Origin of the sequence: Actinomadura sp. NPDC049753, assembly GCF_040674655.1 — a bacterium.
Taxonomy (GTDB): domain Bacteria; phylum Actinomycetota; class Actinomycetes; order Streptosporangiales; family Streptosporangiaceae; genus Spirillospora; species Spirillospora verrucosospora.
The window spans coordinates 13,011-30,560 of record NZ_JBFARL010000093.1 but is presented as its reverse complement, the minus strand read 5'-3'; the positions used below and the strand labels follow the sequence as shown (position 1 = coordinate 30,560).

The 17,550-nt window shown below is 72.7% G+C and carries 18 protein-coding genes and 1 pseudogene; 5 read left to right on the top strand and 14 right to left on the bottom strand.

What is annotated here, in order from left to right:
- Positions 1-447, bottom strand: a pseudogene (locus AB0K37_RS23435) (sensor histidine kinase); the annotation flags it as partial.
- Positions 448-603: 156 nt separating this feature from the next.
- Here AB0K37_RS23435 and AB0K37_RS23430 point away from each other — a divergent pair.
- Positions 604-1,179, top strand: coding sequence for a hypothetical protein (locus tag AB0K37_RS23430; RefSeq protein ID WP_363984422.1), 576 nt, complete (start codon positions 604-606; stop codon positions 1,177-1,179).
- A 128-nt stretch (positions 1,180-1,307) separates the two neighbouring features.
- On the opposite strand, the gene AB0K37_RS23425 is transcribed toward AB0K37_RS23430, so the two are convergent.
- From AB0K37_RS23425 to AB0K37_RS23365, 13 genes are all read right to left on the bottom strand, one after another.
- The gene (locus AB0K37_RS23425; protein WP_345181073.1) at positions 1,308-1,685 is read right to left on the bottom strand and encodes a metal-sulfur cluster assembly factor; all 378 of its coding nucleotides are present in this window, start codon (positions 1,683-1,685) and stop codon (positions 1,308-1,310) included.
- Positions 1,682-2,140, bottom strand: a complete 459-nt coding sequence (gene sufU / locus AB0K37_RS23420) for a Fe-S cluster assembly sulfur transfer protein SufU (RefSeq protein ID WP_345181070.1) — start codon at positions 2,138-2,140, stop codon at positions 1,682-1,684. Before sufU ends, AB0K37_RS23425 begins: the two co-directional genes overlap by 4 nt.
- 54 nt (positions 2,141-2,194) lie before the next feature.
- A complete protein-coding gene (locus tag AB0K37_RS23415) occupies positions 2,195-3,469 on the bottom strand; it encodes a cysteine desulfurase (protein WP_363984419.1) in 1,275 nt (424 codons plus the stop codon).
- Positions 3,466-4,230 (bottom strand): Fe-S cluster assembly ATPase SufC, encoded by a 765-nt coding sequence (gene sufC / locus AB0K37_RS23410; protein ID WP_149258180.1) that lies wholly within the window; start codon positions 4,228-4,230, stop codon positions 3,466-3,468. The genes AB0K37_RS23415 and sufC overlap by 4 nt, the downstream gene beginning before the upstream one ends.
- A gap of 26 nt (positions 4,231-4,256) precedes the next feature.
- Complete coding sequence (locus AB0K37_RS23405; protein ID WP_363984416.1) at positions 4,257-4,574, bottom strand: non-heme iron oxygenase ferredoxin subunit; 318 nt, start codon at positions 4,572-4,574, stop codon at positions 4,257-4,259.
- Complete coding sequence (gene sufD, locus AB0K37_RS23400) at positions 4,571-5,707, bottom strand: Fe-S cluster assembly protein SufD (protein WP_363984414.1); 1,137 nt, start codon at positions 5,705-5,707, stop codon at positions 4,571-4,573. The genes AB0K37_RS23405 and sufD overlap by 4 nt, the downstream gene beginning before the upstream one ends.
- Positions 5,707-7,119, bottom strand: a complete 1,413-nt coding sequence (gene sufB, locus AB0K37_RS23395; RefSeq protein WP_363984412.1) for a Fe-S cluster assembly protein SufB — start codon at positions 7,117-7,119, stop codon at positions 5,707-5,709. The genes sufD and sufB overlap by 1 nt, the downstream gene beginning before the upstream one ends.
- Entirely contained in the window at positions 7,116-7,922 is an 807-nt protein-coding gene (locus AB0K37_RS23390) for a metalloregulator ArsR/SmtB family transcription factor (protein ID WP_363984428.1), read from the bottom strand. The genes sufB and AB0K37_RS23390 overlap by 4 nt, the downstream gene beginning before the upstream one ends.
- A 120-nt stretch (positions 7,923-8,042) precedes the next feature.
- Positions 8,043-9,137 carry a universal stress protein gene (locus AB0K37_RS23385; protein WP_363984410.1) on the bottom strand — a complete coding sequence of 365 codons (1,095 nt, stop codon included), beginning with the start codon at positions 9,135-9,137 and terminating at the stop codon, positions 8,043-8,045.
- Positions 9,130-10,596 carry an amino acid permease gene (locus tag AB0K37_RS23380; protein WP_363984408.1) on the bottom strand — a complete coding sequence of 489 codons (1,467 nt, stop codon included), beginning with the start codon at positions 10,594-10,596 and terminating at the stop codon, positions 9,130-9,132. Before AB0K37_RS23380 ends, AB0K37_RS23385 begins: the two co-directional genes overlap by 8 nt.
- Positions 10,593-11,528, bottom strand: coding sequence for a carbamate kinase (arcC, locus tag AB0K37_RS23375; protein WP_363984406.1), 936 nt, complete (start codon positions 11,526-11,528; stop codon positions 10,593-10,595). The genes AB0K37_RS23380 and arcC overlap by 4 nt, the downstream gene beginning before the upstream one ends.
- Positions 11,529-11,557: 29 nt before the next feature.
- On the bottom strand, positions 11,558-12,559 hold the full coding sequence (gene argF / locus AB0K37_RS23370) for an ornithine carbamoyltransferase (RefSeq protein ID WP_363984404.1): 1,002 nt from the start codon (positions 12,557-12,559) through the stop codon (positions 11,558-11,560).
- Positions 12,559-13,800: an arginine deiminase gene (locus tag AB0K37_RS23365; protein ID WP_363984402.1), complete on the bottom strand. Its 1,242-nt coding sequence runs from the start codon at positions 13,798-13,800 to the stop codon at positions 12,559-12,561. The genes argF and AB0K37_RS23365 overlap by 1 nt, the downstream gene beginning before the upstream one ends.
- Positions 13,801-13,973: 173 nt before the next feature.
- Here AB0K37_RS23365 and AB0K37_RS23360 point away from each other — a divergent pair, with 173 nt between their 5' ends.
- The 4 genes from AB0K37_RS23360 to prcB all read left to right on the top strand — a co-directional run bounded on the left by AB0K37_RS23360 (position 13,974) and on the right by prcB (position 17,538).
- Positions 13,974-14,900, top strand: a complete 927-nt coding sequence (locus AB0K37_RS23360) for an ABC transporter ATP-binding protein (protein WP_363984400.1) — start codon at positions 13,974-13,976, stop codon at positions 14,898-14,900.
- A gap of 50 nt (positions 14,901-14,950) precedes the next feature.
- Positions 14,951-15,667, top strand: coding sequence for an ABC transporter permease (locus AB0K37_RS23355; protein WP_363984426.1), 717 nt, complete (start codon positions 14,951-14,953; stop codon positions 15,665-15,667).
- A 3-nt stretch (positions 15,668-15,670) separates the two neighbouring features.
- Entirely contained in the window at positions 15,671-16,630 is a 960-nt protein-coding gene (locus tag AB0K37_RS23350) for an EamA family transporter (protein ID WP_363984398.1), read from the top strand.
- A gap of 71 nt (positions 16,631-16,701) precedes the next feature.
- Positions 16,702-17,538 (top strand): proteasome subunit beta, encoded by an 837-nt coding sequence (gene prcB / locus AB0K37_RS23345; RefSeq protein ID WP_345181036.1) that lies wholly within the window; start codon positions 16,702-16,704, stop codon positions 17,536-17,538.
- Positions 17,539-17,550: the final 12 nt, after the last annotated feature.

Below are 17,550 nucleotides of genomic sequence, written 5' to 3'. Positions count from 1 at the left end.
CGGCGTCACCCACACCACCCCGGCGACCGACCCGCCGAGCACGCCGACCGCGACGCCGCGCACCGCCGCGGCCGCGGCGACCGCCACCGCCGCGCTCGCCGCGAGCGTCGCCCCGAGCAGCCACTCCGCCGTCCGGCGCCGCCCGTACAGGCTCGCCGCGTACAGCGCGTCCCCGTAGATCATCGCGGTGGCGAGGCTCGGCCCGAACGCGACGTCGGCGAAGTTGAACGGCGTCGCCAGCAGCAGCCCGGTGAGCGGGGCGGTCCGCCGCAGCGGCATCGCCGCGCACATCCCGACCAGCGGGACGAGGCGCAGCCGGAACGAGGGGTTCCAGCCGTCGGACCACACGGTGTGCCCGTGCGCCGCCAGCACCACCAGACCGCCCGCGAACGCGGCGACGGCGAGCAGCGCGTCCTGGCGCGTGGTGAGACCTCGGAGCCTGTGCACGGGTCCATCTCAGCATCCCGCCCGGGGTGTCTCGTCCGTCCAGGTGAGGAGCGCGCGTACATCCTTCGGACGACCCGCGGAACCTCATCGCAGACGACGATTCGCCCCCGCCCCGGGGCGGACGATGGGATCCCTGCCGTCGAGAAGGGGTTCCACGTGCTGCTAGCGGTGATCGCCGGATGCGAGATCGGCTTCTGGGTCCTCCTCGCCGCGGGCCTCCTCGCCCGCTACGCGCTGCGCCTGCGCCGCACCGGCGCGGTGCTCCTGCTGAGCGTCCCGCTGGTCGACCTGGTCCTGCTGGCCGCCACGGCGGTCGACCTGCGCGGCGGCGCCACCGCCGGCTCCGCCCACGGACTGTCGGCCGCCTACCTCGGCTACTCGGTCGCGTTCGGCCACAGCATGGTCCGCTGGGCGGACGAGCGCTTCGCCCACCGCTTCGCCGGCGGCCCGCCGCCCACCCGCAGTCCGAAGTACGGGGCGGCGCGCGCCCGCCACGAGTGGCGCGAGTTCGGCAAGGCCGCGCTCGCCACGGCCATCGCCTGCGCCCTGCTCCTGGCGATGATCGCCCTGGTCGGCGACGCCGACCGCACGCGGGCCCTGGACGCCTGGCTGGGCCGCCTCGGGTTCGTCCTGGCGGTCTGGGCCCTGTGGCCCGTCACGACCACCCTCTGGCCGCCCAGGCCGCGGGACGGCGCCGCCCGGGACACCGCCGAGCGAGCACGGCCGGAGTGACGAACTCGCCGGCGCCGGCCGCGCGCTGACCGACCTCAACGCCCTGATGGACCAGGCGCTCCGCTGTGCCGCCGAGAACGCGTGAGGCCGCGCCCCGGACGGGGCGCGGCCTCATGGCGCGGCGCGGGTCAGACGTTGAATCCGAGAGCGCGGAGCTGGTCGCGGCCCTCGTCGGTGATCTTGTCGGGGCCCCACGGCGGGAGCCAGACCCAGTTGATCTTGACGTCCTTGGCGAGGCCCTCCAGCGCGCTGTGGGCCTGGTCCTCGATCACGTCGGTGAGCGGGCAGGCGGCGCTGGTGAGCGTCATGTCCAGGGTCGCGACCTCGTCGGTCAGGTCGACGCCGTACACCAGGCCGAGGTCGACGACGTTGATGCCGAGCTCGGGGTCGACGACGTCCTTGAGGGCCTCCAGGATCTCCTCCTCCTGGGGGGAGGCGGCGGTCGCGGGCGCCTCGGCGTCGGGCGCCTCCTGGGCGGGCGTGTCGGTCGCGGGCGTGTCGGTCATGATGCCTCTCCGAGTGCGCGGGCGGTCGCGTCCTTCCACGCCATCCAGGCGAGCAGGGCGCATTTGATCCGGGCGGGGTACTTCGAGACCCCGGCGAAGGCGACGGCGTCCTCCAGGACGTCCTCGTCGGGCGCGACGTCCTGGCCGCGGGACTGCATCAGCGCCAGGAACTCCTCGCCGACCGCCATGCCCTCCTTGACGGACTTGCCGATCAGCAGGTCGGACATCACCGAGGCGCTGGCCTGGCTGATGGAGCAGCCCATGGCGTCGTAGGACACGTCGGCGACCGTGGCGTCCTGACCCTCGCCCTCCAGGTGGACGCGCAGCGTCACCTCGTCGCCGCACGTGGGGTTGACGTGGTGCGCCTCCCCCTCGAACGGCTCCCGCAGCCCCTTGTGCAGGGGGTTGCGGTAGTGGTCCAGGATGACCTCCTGGTACATCGCCTCCAGCTGCATGGCGTCCTTTCCAAGCCTTTCTCGCTACAACCCGGGCGCGGCAGGGCGTGTTCCTCAGGCGGTGCCGAAGAACTTCTGCGCCTGCCTCACCCCGTCGGCGAGCGCGTCCACGTCGCCGAGGGTGTTGTAGAGGTAGAACGTCGCGCGGGTGGTCGCCGGGATGCCGAAGCGGCGGCAGATCGGCCACGCGCAGTGGTGGCCGACGCGGACCTCGACGCCCAGCTCGTCCAGGACCTGCCCGACGTCGTGCGGGTGGATGCCGTCGACGGTGAACGAGACGGCGCCGCCGCGTGCCTCGGTGGTGCCGGGGCCGATGACGCGGACCCCGGAGATCTCGCCGAGACGCTCCAGCGAGTAGCCGACCAGGGCCTCCTCGTGGGCGTGCACGCGGTCCATGCCGAGCTCGGCGAGGTAGTCGCAGGCCACGCCCAGCCCGACCGCCTGCGCGGTCATCGGGACGCCCGCCTCGAACCGCTGCGGCGGCGGCATGAACGTGGTCGCCTCCATGTGGACGACCTCGATCATGGAGCCGCCGGTGATGAACGGCGGCATGGCCGCCAGCAGCTCGCCGCGCCCCCACAGCACGCCGATGCCGGTCGGGCCGAGCATCTTGTGCCCCGAGAACACCAGGAAGTCGGCGCCGAGCCGGGCCACGTCCACGGGCTGGTGCGGCACCGACTGCGCGGCGTCCAGCAGGACGAGCGCGCCGACGGCGTGGGCACGCTCCACGATCCGCTCGATCGGCGGAACGGTCCCGAGGACGTTCGACTGGTGCGTCAGCGCGACGATCTTCGTGCGCTCGTTGACGATGCCGTCGAGGTCGTCCAGGTCGAGGCGGCCCTCGTCGGTGATGCCGAACCAGCGCAGGGTCGCGCCCGTCCGCCGGCAGAGCTGCTGCCACGGGACGAGGTTGGCGTGGTGCTCCATCTCCGACACCACGACCTCGTCGCCGGGGCCGACGGCGAACCGCTCGGCCTCCGGGCCGGCGGTGGCCGCGTTGCTCATCGCGTAGGCGACCAGGTTGATGCCCTCGGTGGCGTTCTTCGTGAACACGATCTCGGCGGGCGTGGCGCCGACGAACCGGGCGATCGAGGCGCGGGCGTTCTCGTAGGCCTCCGTCGCCTCCTCGGCGAGCAGGTGCGCCCCGCGGTGCGGCGCCGCGTTGTGCCGCTCGTAGAACTCCCGCTCGGCGTCCAGCACCCGGAGGGGCTTCTGCGACGTCGCCCCCGAGTCGAGGTACACCAGCGGGCGCCCGCCGCGGACCGTGCGCTGCAGCAGCGGGAAGTCCTTCTTCAGCTCCTCGGGCAGAAGGCTCCCTGTTCCGCTCATAGGGACGCGCCCGCCTTCACGTACTTCTCGTAGCCCTCGTTCTCCAGCTCGTCGGCCAGCTCGGGCCCGCCCTCGGCGACGACGCGGCCGCCGGCGAACACGTGCACGAAGTCGGGCTTCACGTAGCGCAGGATGCGCGTGTAGTGCGTGATGAGCAGGACGCCGGTGTCGCCGGAGGCGAACCGGTTGACGCCCTCGGAGACGACCTTCAGCGCGTCGACGTCGAGGCCGGAGTCGGTCTCGTCCAGCACGGCGACCTTCGGCTTCAGCATCTCCAGCTGGAGGATCTCGTGCCGCTTCTTCTCGCCGCCGGAGAAGCCCTCGTTCAGGCTGCGCTGCGCGAACGCCGGGTCGATGGACAGGGCGTCCATCGCGGCCTTCATCTCCTTGGAGAACTCGCGCAGCTTCGGGGCCTCGCCGCGCACGGCGGTGACAGCCGAGCGCAGGAAGTTGGACACCGAGACGCCGGGCACCTCGACCGGGTACTGCATCGCCAGGAACAGCCCGGCGCGGGCGCGCTCGTCGACCGACATGGCCAGGACGTCCTCGCCGTCCAGCGTGACGGAGCCGGACGTCACCTCGTACTTCGGGTGGCCGGCGACCGCGTAGGCGAGGGTGGACTTGCCGGAGCCATTCGGCCCCATGATGGCGTGGGTCTCGCCGGCCTTCACGGTCAGGTCGACCCCGCGCAGGATCTCCTTCGCGCCGTCGGAGCCGTCGCCGACGGAGACGTGGAGGTCGCGGATCTCAAGCGTGGCCATAGTGCGTGTAGTCCTTCGTCGTGCGGTCAGTCGTCGCCGGCGAGCGAGACGTAGACCTCGCCGCCCTCGACCCTGACCTTGTAAGTGGCGACCGGCTGCGTGGCCGGCGGGTTGGTGGGCTTGCCGCTGCGCAGGTCGAAGCAGGATCCGTGCAGCCAGCACTCGATGGTGCCGTTGTAGACCTCGCCCTCGGAGAGCGAGACCTCGGCGTGCGAGCAGATGTCGTTCAGCGCGAACACGTCGGCGCCGCTCCGCGCGATGACGACGGGCGTGCCGTCGACCTCGACGCCGAGCGCCCCGTCGGCGGGGACCTCGTCCAGCGCGCACACCTTCACGTAGGTCACCTGGCCGCTCCCCGGTCCAGTTCCGCCTCGATCGCCTCGCGCACCTTCTCGCGCACCTCGACGACCTCGATGCGCTCGACGAGCTGGCCGAGGAAGCCCCGGACCACCATGCGGCGCGCCTCGTCGAAGGAGATGCCCCGCGCCTGGAGGTAGAACAGGTGCTCGTCGTCCAGCCGCCCGGACGCCGAGGCGTGCCCCGCGCCGGCGACCTCGCCGGTGAGGATCTCCAGGTTCGGCACGGAGTCGACCCGCGTCCCGTCGGTGAGGACGAGGTTGCGGTTCAGCTCGTAGGTGTCGGTGCCCTCGGCCTCCGCGCGGATGATCACGTCGCCGATCCAGACGGCGTGCGCGTCCCGGTCCTGCAGGGCGCCGCGGTAGTCGACGCGGCTGCGGCAGTGCGGGACGGCGTGGTCGACCAGGAGGCGGTGCTCCAGGTGCTGGCCGCCGTCGACGAAGTACACCCCGTACAGCTCCGCGTCGCCGCCGGGCCCCTCGTAGGCGACGGACGGGGAGATCCGCACCACGTCGCCGCCGAGCGAGACGTTGTGCGACACGAACCGGGCGTCGCGGCCGAGCCGGGCGTGCTGGTGGGAGACGTGGACGCCGTCGTCGGCCCAGTCCTGAAGGCTGATCACCGACAGGCGGGCGCCGTCGCCGACGACGAACTCGACGTTGTCGGCGTAGGTCGCCGACCCCCGGTGCGCCAGCACGACGGTGGCCTCGGCGAACGGCTCCAGGACGATCGCGATGTGCCCGTAGGCGGCGGCCGAGGCGTCCTCGCCGCGCAGCCGCAGCACGGTCGGCGCGGAGGCCGCGGTCTCCTTCGGGACGGTCACGACCGTGGCCTGGGTGAAGGAGGTCCACGCCTGGGCGCTGACCCGGTCGGTGGGGACGTAGGCCCTGCCGAGGCGATCGTCGTCGCGGCCGACCGTCTCGACGGTCACCTCCGGCGCCGCCTCGACCTCCAGCAGGACCTTGCCGCCCTCCTCGGCCGTGCCGTTGTGCAGGCCGCGCAGGCGGCGCAGCGGGGTGAACCGCCACTCCTCCTCGCGCCCCGTGGGCACGTCGAAGTCGGCGACGTCGTAGGACGCCTTCTCGTGCAGCGTCGAGAGAGGCTTCTGCTCCAGCCCCATCAGCCGACGGCTCCTTCCATCTGCAGCTCGATGAGCCGGTTCAGCTCCAGGGCGTACTCCATCGGCAGCTCGCGCGCGATCGGCTCGACGAACCCGCGCACGATCATCGCCATCGCCTCGTCCTCGGTGAGGCCGCGGCTCATCAGGTAGAACAGCTGCTGCTCGGACACCTTGGAGACGGTGGCCTCGTGGCCCATCTCCACGTCGTCCTCGCGGACGTCGACGTAGGGGTAGGTGTCGGACCGGCTGATCTGGTCGACCAGCAGCGCGTCGCACTTGACCGTGGACTTGCTGTGCTCGGCGCCCTCCTGGATCTGCACCAGCCCGCGGTAGGACGTGCGGCCGCCGCCGCGCGCCACCGACTTGGAGATGATGCTGCTGGAGGTGTTCGGCGCGGCGTGCACCATCTTGGCGCCGGCGTCCTGGTGCTGGTCCTCGCCCGCGAAGGCGATCGACAGGGTCTCGCCCTTGGCGTGCTCGCCGAGCAGGTAGATCGCCGGGTACTTCATGGTGACCTTGGAGCCGATGTTGCCGTCCACCCACTCCATGGTGGCGCCCTCGTAGGCGACGGCGCGCTTGGTCACCAGGTTGTAGACGTTGTTGGACCAGTTCTGGATCGTCGTGTAGCGGACGCGGGCGTCCTTCTTCACGACGATCTCCACGACGGCCGAGTGGAGCGAGTCGGACTTGTAGATCGGGGCGGTGCAGCCCTCGACGTAGTGCACGTAGGAGCCCTCGTCCGCGATGATCAGCGTCCGCTCGAACTGGCCCATGTTCTCGGTGTTGATCCGGAAGTAGGCCTGGAGCGGGATCTCCACGTGCACGCCCGGCGGGACGTAGATGAACGAGCCGCCCGACCACACGGCGGTGTTGAGCGCGGCGAACTTGTTGTCGCCGACCGGGATCACCGAGCCGAAGTACTCCTGGAAGATCTCCGGGTGCTCGCGCAGGCCGGTGTCGGTGTCGACGAAGATGACGCCCTTCTCCTCAAGGTCCTCGCGGATCTTGTGGTAGACGACCTCCGACTCGTACTGGGCGGCGACGCCGGCGATGAGGCGCTGCTTCTCCGCCTCGGGGATGCCGAGCTTGTCGTAGGTGTTCTTGATGTCCTCGGGGAGCTCCTCCCAGGACGCGGCCTGCTGCTCGGTCGAGCGCACGAAGTACTTGATGTTCTCGAAGTCGATGCCCGTCAGGTCGGAACCCCAGGTGGGCATCGGCTTCTTGCTGAACAGCCGCAGCCCCTTGAGGCGCAGGTCGAGCATCCACTCAGGCTCGTTCTTCTTGGCCGAGATGTCGCGGACGACGTCCTCGTTCAGGCCGCGCCGCGCCGAGGCGCCTGCGGCGTCCGAGTCGGCCCAGCCGAACTTGTACCTGTCGAGCCCTTCGAGCTCCGGGTGGGCTGCCGTAGTCATAGGGAGGTCCCTCCGGACTCCTCGTCACTGGTCAGATGCGTTCCGGCGGACGCCCCCGCGTCCGCCGTGTCCCCGCCAGGGGCGGCGTGCGCGGCGCGGGCGCCGCCCTCGCCGGTCTCGCCGGTCCCGCACAGCGAGCGGGAACTGACGTGGGTGGTGCAGATGCCGTCGCCGTGCGCGATCGTGGCGAGCCGCTGCACGGGAGTGCCCAGCAGCCGGCTGAACGCCTCGGTCTCGGCCTCGCACAGCTGGGGGAACTCCGCCGCGACGTGCGCGACCGGGCAGTGGTGCTGGCACAACTGCTCGCCGCCGCCCGGCTGGGGCGCCTTGGCGGCGGCGGCCGCGTAGCCGTCCCCCGACAGGGCCTCGGCGAGCGTGCGGACCCGCTGGTGGGCCGGCGCGTCCTGTACGACGGGCCGGTACCGGCGCTCCAGGTCGGCGATCTGCCGCCGGGCGAACTCGGCGACCGCGTGGTCGCCGGCCGTCTCGGCGAGGAACCGCAGGGCGCTGGTCGCCAGGTCGTCGTAGGCGTGCACGAAGGCGCTGCGCCCGGCGTCGGTGATGGCGAACCACTTGGCGGGACGACCCCGGCCGCGCCGGGACTGCGGCACCCGCGCCTGGCGGACCTCGATCATGCCCTCGGCCAGCAGCGCGTCCAGGTGCCGCCGGATGGCCGCCGGCGTGAGGCCGACGCGCTCCCCCAGCGTGGACGCGGTGACGGGGCCGTGCTCGAGGATCAGCCTGGCCACCCGGGCGCGGGTGTCGCGCTCGGGCTGGCCGGACGGCACGCCGACGGGGCGCACGGCGGCGCCCCTGGTGCTCGTCTGATCCTCGCCCACGTTTTTCACAACATCAGTGTGCCGTAATTACTTCCCGCGAAACACCGGAATGCCGATGTCGTAGCTCACGCAGGTAAGCCTTACCTAAGCTGGGCCGTCGTCGCCGGAGGCCGCCTCTCCCCGGCTCGCGCCGGTCCCGCGCGGCAGCACCAGCACCGGGCACGGCGCGGCCCGCACGATCTTGCCGGAGCCCTCCCCGAGGAACACCTTGCGCAGCGGTCCATGGCGGCCGGGCAGGCAGGCGACTATCTCACCCGGCAGCATATCGACGGCGCCGAGCGTGCCGGCGACCCCGGTCCCGACCTCCGCGAGCCGCTCCACCGGCATCCCGTCCCCGAGGCGCGCCCCGAGCAGGCCCGCGGCCTCCCGCAGGTCCTCGTCGGCCTGGGCGACCTGGCGGTCCAGCGCGCCGCCGACGCCGCCGAACCTGGCCGCCACGGCGGCCGGGCGCAGCACCAGCGTCAGCAGCCGCATCGGCAGCCCCAGCGTCCGCGCGAGCGCCGCGGCGGCCAGCAGCGGGCCCTCGACGTCGCGGCGCGGCCAGAACGCCACGGTCATCCGCTCCAGCCGCCGCGCCGCGCGGTCGGGCCCCAGCGCCCGGTGGTGGCGCAGCGACTCGTCGGCGTACCCGCGCGGCGCCAGCAGGACCGGGACGGGCGAGTCGTGCAGGAGCTGGTCGGCGGTGCTGCCGATGGCGATCCGGCCGCGGCGGCCGCCCGGCGCCGAGCCGATGACGACGAGGTCGGCGCCCACCTCCCGGGCGACCTCGATGAGGCCGCGCCCGCTGCCCCGGTGCGCGCGCACCCGCAGGTCGAGGTCCGGCCGCGGCACCTGGAGCTCACCGAGCCGCGCGGCGGCCCTTGCCAGCGCCTCCTCCGCCTGGCTCTTGAGGTAGGCGACCCATTCGGCGTCCACCGAGGCGGGGCCGTGCGCGGGCCAGGCGGGCGGATGGACGTTGGCGACCGTCAGCGGCGCGAGCCGGCTCGACCGGTCCGCCGACCGGATCAGCGCGGCCAGGACGAGGGCGTCGTCGCCGCGCTCGTCGGGCGAGTACCCGACCACCACGCGCAGCCCGTCCGGTTCGCTTCCGCCGGAATCGCCTGCGGCGGAAGCGCCGCCGTCCGGATCCATGCCGTCCCGATCGATGCCGTCCGGATCCATGCCTTTCGGTTCACTCATGCGGGCTCCCTCCGATGGGCCCTCCGTTCCCGGCGGCCAGGCGCGAGTGGCGGCGGCCGTACAGGAAGTAGCCGGCCAGGCCGACGGCGGTCCAGATCGCGAAGACGGTCCAGGTGACGCCGCCGAGGCCGACCATCAGATACACGCACAGGGCGACGCCGGCCAGCGGCGTCACCGGGTACAGCGGCGCGCGGAAGCTGCGCGGCAGCTCCGGCCGGGTCCGGCGCAGGACGATCACGCCGACGCTGACCAGGGCGAACGCGAACAGCGTCCCGATGCTGGTGGCGTCGACGAGCCGGCCGAGGGGGATCACCGCGGCGAGGATCGCGATGAACGCGGCCACGATGACGGTGTTGGCGACCGGGACGCGCCGCCGCGGGCTCACCTTCTGGAAGACGTGCGGGACGAGCCCGTCCCGCGACATGGCGAACAGGATGCGGGTCTGCCCGTACATGACGGTGAGCACGACGCTCGCGATGGCGATCACGGCGCCGAGGGAGAGGATCACCGACGGCCACGTCCGCCCGCTCACCGAGTTCAGCACCTGCGCCAGCGAGGCCTCCGAGCCGCTGAGCGAGAACCGCGTCCAGTGCATGGCGCCGACCGCCGCGAGCCCGACCAGCACGTAGAGCGCCGTCACGACGGCCAGCGAGATGATGATCGCCAGGGGCAGGTCGCGGCGCGGGTTCCTGGCCTCCTCCCCGGCGGTGGAGGCGGCGTCGAAGCCGATGTAGGAGAAGAACACCTTGGAGCCCGCCGCGCTGATGCCCGCCCATCCCATCGGCGCGAACGGGGCCATGTTGCCCGACCGGAACGCCGTGAAGGCGATCGCGCAGAAGAACAGCAGCACGCCGATCTTGAGGAAGACCATGACCGTGTTCGCGGCGGCGCTCTCGGAGGTGCCGCGCAGCAGCAGCGCCGTGGCGAACAGCACCACGATCACCGCGGGGACGTTGACGAGGCCGCCCTCCCCCGGCGGGTTGCTGATCTGCGCCGGGATCGTGAAGCCCGCGGCGCCGTCGAGGAAGGCGTTGAGGTAGGAGCCCCAGCCGACCGCCACGGCCGACACCGACACGGCGTACTCCAGCAGCAGGCACCAGCCGCAGACCCAGGCCACGAGCTCGCCCAGCGTCGCGTACGCGTAGGAGTAGGACGAGCCGGAGACGGGGATCGTCCCGGCCAGCTCGGCGTACGACAGCGCCGAGAACAGGGCGGTGACGGCGGCGAGGACGAACGACAGCACGACCGCGGGCCCGGCCAGCGGGACCGCCTCGCCGAGGACGACGAAGATGCCGGTGCCGAGGGTCGCGCCGACGCTGAACAGGGTGAGCTGCAGCAGGCTCATCGTGCGCTTCAGCTCGCCGCCCTCGCCCTGCCCGCCCTCGGCGACGATCAGGTCGACGGGCTTGGTCCGCAGCAGGCTCCGCGCGAAGGCCTCCGGCGCGGTCCCGGCGCTCACAGGGTGCTCGCCAGCGGCCACGTGGCGTTGGGGGTGACGATCGTCCCCGCGGTTCCCTCCAGGATGCGCTCGCACTGGTCGAGCGTCCCGATCGCGGCCATGTCGCCCGTCCGCTCGACGAAGCTCACCGCCGCCTCGACCTTCGGGCCCATCGACCCGGCGGGGAAGTCCTCGCCGCGCAGCTCGTACGGCGTCGTGTGGGTGATCTCCTGCGCGTCCGGCGTGCCGAAGCCGCGCATCACGCGGGGCACGTCGGTGAGGATCAGCAGCGCGTCGGCGTCCATGCTCTCGGCGAGGACGGCCGCGGTGAGGTCCTTGTCGACCACCGCCTCGACGCCCTCCAGCCGCCCCACGTCGTTGCGGAAGACCGGGATGCCGCCGCCGCCCGCGCACACCACCACCGTGCCGAGCCGGACCAGCTCCCTGATCAGCCGCGTCTCGATCACCCGCTGCGGCCGCGGGGAGGGCACCACGCGGCGCCAGCGGTCCCCGTCGGCCCGGACGGTCCAGCCGTACTCGGCGGCGAGCTTCTCCGCCTCCTCCCGCTCGTAGACCTGGCCGACGAACTTGGTGGGGTTCTCGAACGCCGGGTCCACCGCCGACACCAGCGTCTGGTTGATCATCGCCATCACCTGGCGGCCGGGCAGCGCGTTCTGCAGCGACTGGAGCATCCAGTAGCCGATCATGCCCTGGGTCTCGGCGCCGATCGTGTCCAGCGGGTAGGGCCGGGTCAGGTTCGGGTCGTTGACGCTCTCCAGCGCCAGCACCCCGACCTGCGGCCCGTTCCCGTGCGTGATGATCAGCTCGTGCCGCTCGGCCAGCGGCGCCAGCGACCGCACGGCCCGGTCGACGTTGCCGCGCTGGAGCTCGGCGTCGGGCGTCTCCCCCCGCTTGACCAGCGCGTTCCCTCCGAGCGCGACGACCACGCGCATGCGTCCTCCCCCTCCCCGGCGGTCCCGGCTCAGCCGAGCGTCGCCACCATGACCGCCTTGATCGTGTGCATCCGGTTCTCGGCCTCGTCGAAGACGATGGACGCCTCGGACTCGAACACCTCGTCGGTGACCTCGAGGGCGTCCAGGCCGGTCCTGCGGTAGATCTCCTCGCCCACGGCGGTCCCCCGGTCGTGGAAGGCCGGCAGGCAGTGCATGAACCTGGCGGCGGGGTTGCCGGTGGCGCGCATGACCTCGGCGTTGACCTGGTAGGGCGTGAGCAGCGCGATCCGCTCGTCCCACACCTCGGCCGGCTCGCCCATCGACACCCACACGTCGGTGACGACGAAGTCGGCGCCGCGCACGCCGTCGGCGACGTCCTCGGTGAGGGTGATGCTCGCGCCCGTCCCGGCCGCGACCGCGCGGGACGGCCCGACGACCGCCTCCTCGTCGGGCCAGAGGGCGCGGGGGGCGACGATGCGGACGTCCATGCCGAGCAGCGCGCCGGCCGCCACGTAGGAGTGCCCCATGTTGTTGCGCGCGTCGCCCAGGTACGCGTAGGCGACCTGGTGCAGCGGCCTGCCGCTGTGCTCGCGCATGGTGAGCATGTCGGCGAGCATCTGCGTCGGGTGCCACTCGTCGGTCAGGCCGTTCCACACCGGGACGCCCGCGTGCTCGGCCAGTTCCTCGATGCGCCTCTGGCCGGAGCCCCGGTACTCGATGCCGTCGTACATCCGCCCGAGGACACGCGCCGTGTCCTTGATCGATTCCTTGTGGCCGATCTGCGTCCCGCCGGGGTCGAGGTAGGTGACGTGGGCGCCCTGGTCGTGCGCGGCGACCTCGAACGCGCAGCGGGTGCGGGTGGAGGTCTTCTCGAAGATGAGCGCGATGTTCCTGCCAGCCAGCGCCCGCGTCTCCGTCCCGCCGCGCTTGGCGGCCTTCAGGTCGGCCGCCAGGTCGATGAGGTACGCGAACTCGTCCGGGGCGAAGTCGAGTTCCCTGAGCAGGCTGCGCCCGCGCAGACGGGCCGCCATCAGGCGTCCCGGACGAGGGGGCAGCTCATGCAGCGCGGACCCCCGCGGCCCCGGCCGAGCTCGCTTCCCCGGATCGTGATGACCTCGACACCGTTGCGGCTGAGGTGGTTGTTGCTCGTGGCGTTGCGCTCGTAGGCGATCACAACGCCGGGCGCGACGGCCAGGACGTTCGCGCCGTCGTCCCACTGCTCGCGCTCGGCGGCGAACACGTCCTGGGTCGGGGAGAGGACCTTGATGTCGTCCAGCCCGAGCGCGGCGGCGATGGCCCGGTGCATGTCCTCCGCCGGATGATCCTTGATCTTGAGTTCCTTCTCGTTGTCGCCGGGCTCCACGGTGTGGGACGGCAGCATGCCCATCCCCCCGTACTTGGTGAACACGCCGTGGTCCACCATCGTCAGGACCGTGTCCAGGTGCATGAACGCCCGCTTGCGCGGCATCCGCAGGGCGACGATCCGGTCGCAGGATCCCGCGGCGAACAGCGACTGGGCCAGCATCTCCACGGCCTGCGGCTGCGTGCGCTCGCTCATCCCGACCAGCACTCCGCCGTTGCCGAGGACCAGCACGTCGCCGCCCTCCAGCGTCGCCGGCGCCATCGCGGTGCCGCGGTTCCACACGTGGTACCCGCCTTCGGCGGGCCTGTCGTACCCGGCCGCGAACAGGGGGTGCCAGCGGTAGATCGCCTCCATGTTCACCGTCTCGCGCATCCGGGCCTTCATGCGCATCGTGTTGATCGAGACGCCGTCGTAGATCCAGCAGGACGTGTCGCGGGTGAACAGGTGGTTGGGCAGCGGCGGCAGGACGAACCCGTCCATGCCGATCGAGTGGAACGCGATGGACGCCGGCTCGGGCATCCGCTCCAGCATCTCCCGCTTGGTGATGCCACCGATCAGGAACGCGGCCAGCTCCGCCACGTCCATGGCGTCGAAGCAGTTGCGGATGGCGTCGGTGGCCAGCGGGCCGAACCAGTGCGGGTCGACCACCCTGTCGAGGATGTGCCGGCGCGCCTCGGGAATCGTGATGGTCTCGCCCAGCAGGTCGATCAGCAGGTGCGTGCGCACGCCCTGGGCGCGCAGCACGTCCTCGAACTCCTCGTGCTCCTCCACCGCCCGCCTGACCCACAGCACGTCGTCGAACAGCAGCCCGGCGGCGTTGGAGGGGGTGAGCCGCTTCAGCGACAGCTCGGGCCGGTGCAGCAGTACCTCCCGGAGCCGCCCGACCTCCGAATCGACGCGGAACGCCATCCCCACCTCCCCGGAGCCCGGCCACGGCGCCGCGGCTCCCCCAGATCGCGGATTCCCCCGGGCGCGGCGGCGAAACTAGATCGACTTCCACCGGCCGGCTTTACCGCGAGTTCACGCGGGGACGGCCGGGACCGGGCGCGGAGCTGTCGCGCCCCGGACCTAAACTCGTCACCATGACACCCCCCGGAGACGGCGCGGTCGAACTGCGCTCCCTCGCCAAGCGCTACGGCGCGGTGACGGCCGTGGACGGCCTGTCGCTCAGCGCCGCCCGGGGCGCGGTCACCGCGCTGCTCGGCCCGAACGGCGCCGGCAAGACCACCACCATCGAGATCTGCGAAGGATTCCGGCGGGCCGACGCGGGCACCGTCCGCGTCCTCGGGCTGGACCCCGCCGCCGACGGGCGCGCCCTGCGCCCGCGGGTCGGGGTGATGCCGCAGTCCGGCGGCGTGCCGGGCACCGCCCGAGCCGGCGAGTTCCTGCGGCTCGTCGCCTCGTTCCACACCGCGCCGCTCGACACCTCCGCCCTGCTGGAGCGGCTCGGCCTCACCGCACACGCCCGCACCCCGTTCCGGCGGATGTCGGGCGGGCAGCAGCAGCGGCTCTCCCTCGCCGTCGCCGTGGTCGGGCGGCCCGAGCTGGTCTTCCTCGACGAGCCCACCACCGGGCTCGACCCGCAGGCCAGGCACGCCACCTGGGAGCTCATCGGCGAGCTGCGCGCCGCCGGGGTCTCGGTCGTGCTCACCACGCACAACATGGAGGAGGCCGAGCGCCTCTCCGACCACGTCGTGATCGTCGACGGCGGCAGGGTCGTCGCGCAGGGCGCCCCCGAGGAGCTGACCGGCGCCGAGCGCCAGCTGCGCTTCCGTGCCCGTCCCGGCCTCGGCCTGGAGGAGCTGCTCGCGGCCCTGCCCGCCGGGAGCGCCGCCAAGGAGTCGCCCGCCGGGCACTACCTGATCGAGGCCGACGTCCGGCCCGAGCTGCTGGCCACGGTCACCGCCTGGTGCGCCTCGCACGGCGTCATGACCGAGGACCTGCGGATCGAGCGGCGCACGCTGGAGGACGTCTTCCTGGAACTCACCGGACGGGAGCTGCGCTCGTGACCGCCCCACTGGACCTCGCCCCCGCACCGGGCGCCGCGCCGCTGCCGCGGATGATCCTCTCCCAGGCCGGCTACGAGTTCCGCGCCGTGCTGCGCAACGGCGAGCAGCTGCTGCTCACGCTGATCATCCCGGTGGTGCTGCTCGCGCTGTTCAGCGCCACGGACCTGGTCGACCTCGGCGCGGGCCGCCGCGTCGACTTCCTCGCACCCGGCATCCTCGCCCTCGCGGTGATGTCCACCGCGTTCACCGGCCAGGCCATCGGCACCGGCTTCGAGCGTCGCTACGGCGTCCTCAAGCGGCTGGGCGCGACCCCGCTGCCGCGCGGCGGGCTCATCGCCGCCAAGACGCTCAGCGTTGTCGCGGTCGAGGCCGTGCAGGCCGCGGTGGTCTGCGCGGTGGCGCTGGCGCTCGGCTGGCATCCGCACGGCGACCCCGCCTCGGTGGTCGTCCTGCTGGCGCTCGGCACCGCCGCGTTCAGCGGGTTCGGGCTGCTCATGGCCGGGACGCTGCGCGCCGAGGCCACCCTCGCCGCCGCCAACCTCGTCTACATCCTGCTGCTGGCCCTCGGCGGCGTCGTCTTCCCGCTGGACCGCTTCCCCGCCGGGGTGCGGTCCGCCCTGGAGCTGCTGCCGATCTCGGCGCTCTCCGACGGGCTGCGCCAGGTCCTCCAGCACGGCGCCGCCTTCCCCGGCAAACCGCTGGCGGTCCTCGCCGTGTGGGCCGCCGCCGGCCTTTTCCTGGCCGCCCGCTTCTTCAAGTGGGAGTAGCACATGGCCCTGTCTGAGGCGCCCGGTTCGTTCGGCGGCGCGTCCCGCCCCGCCCGGCCCACCTGGGCGCGGGCGCTGTCCTCGCGGAGGCTGTCCCTCGGGTCGGTGCCGCCGCCCGCGCTGATCCTGATGGGCATCATCTCCCTGCAGGTCGGGGCGGGCCTGGCCAAGCACATGTTCGACCGGCTGCCGCCGAGCGCCATCGTGACGATGCGGCTGCTGACCTCGGCGGTCGTGCTGGGATTCCTGACCCGCAAGGCGCTGCGGACCGTCCTGCGCGACCACTCGCGCTCCAGCCTCGCGATCGCCGCGGGCTTCGGGCTGGCGCTGGCGCTGATGAACTACTCGATCTACCAGTCGTTCTCGCGGATCCCGCTGGGCGTCGCGGTCACGATCGAGTTCCTCGGGCCGCTCCTGGTCTCGATCGTCGCCTCCCGGCGTCCCCGCGACGCACTGTGGGTCGTGCTGGCGGGGGCCGGCGTCGTCCTGCTCGCCAGGGGCGGCAGCGGGGCCCTCAACCCGGTCGGCATCGCGTTCGCGCTGCTGGCGGGGGCGTGCTGGGCGGGCTACATCGTGCTCACCGCCGCGACCGGCAAGCGGTTCCCCGGCTCCACCGGCCTCGCGCTCGCCAGCGTCGTCGGGACGGTGGCGATCCTTCCGCTCGGCGTGGCGTCCGCGGGCACCGCCCTGCTGGACCCGCGCCTGCTGCTGATCGGCCTCGGCGTGGGGCTGCTGTCGTCGGTGATCCCGTACTCGCTCGAACTGGAGGCGCTGCGGCGGATGCCCGCCCGCGTCTTCGGGGTCCTCATGAGCCTGGAGCCCGCCGTGGCGGCGCTCGTCGGGGTGGCGCTGCTCGGTGAGATCCTCACGGCGCGCCAGTGGGTGGCGATCTGCTGCGTGATCGTCGCGTGCGCGGGCGCGACCCGGAGCCAGAAGGAGCCGCCCGAGGCGCCGGAGGCCTGAGCGGTGGCGGCCCCGTGTGGCAGCGTGGAAGGATCGGGACGTCGCGATCATCAAGCCGGAGAGGAGCCGCCGTGATCGGCCGGAGCGAGGACCAGGGGATTCCGCCCGAGTTCTTCGAGGCGGGGTCGGCGTCGTTCGTCGACTTCCTGCGCCTGCACTCCCCTGAGCTGCTGCCCGTCAACCGGGTGCCCGAGGGGGACGCGCCCGAGCTGCCGCACGGGACGACGGTCCTGGCGCTGACGTTCCCGGGCGGCGTGATGATGGCCGGCGACCGGCGCGCCACCCAGGGGCACCGCATCGCCTACCGCGAGCTCGACAAGGTGCAGCGCGCCGACGAGTACTCCGCCGTCGCCTTCGCGGGAACCGTCGGGCTGGCGCTGGAGATGGTCCGGCTGTTCCAAGTGGAGCTGGAGCACTACGAGAAGATGGAGACCGTCCCGCTGTCGCTGCCGGGCAAGGCCCGCCGCCTCGGCGCCGTGATCCAGGCCAACCTCGCGCAGGCCCTGCAGGGCCTCGCGGTCGTCCCGCTGTTCGCGGGCCTCGACCCCGACTCCGGCGAGGCGCGGATCTACACCTACGACATCACCGGCGCCCCGCAGGAGGCCCGCGGCTTCCACGCGGACGGCTCCGGCTCCCCGTACGCCGCCGGCGCGCTGAAGAAGCTCTACCGGGACGACCTGTCCCTGGAGGACGCCGCCACCGTCTGCGTCCAGGCGCTCTACGACGCGGCCGACGACGACAGCGCCACCGGCGGCCCCGACCCGACCCGGCGCATCTACCCGACGATCGCGGTCGTCACCGCCGACGGCTACCGGCGGCTGCCCGACGAGCAGGTGGCGGCGATCGCCGACGAGGTCGTGCGCGGCCGGACCGAGCGGCCCGGCGGGCCCGTCGCGCCCCTGCGCTGAGCGCCGGAAACC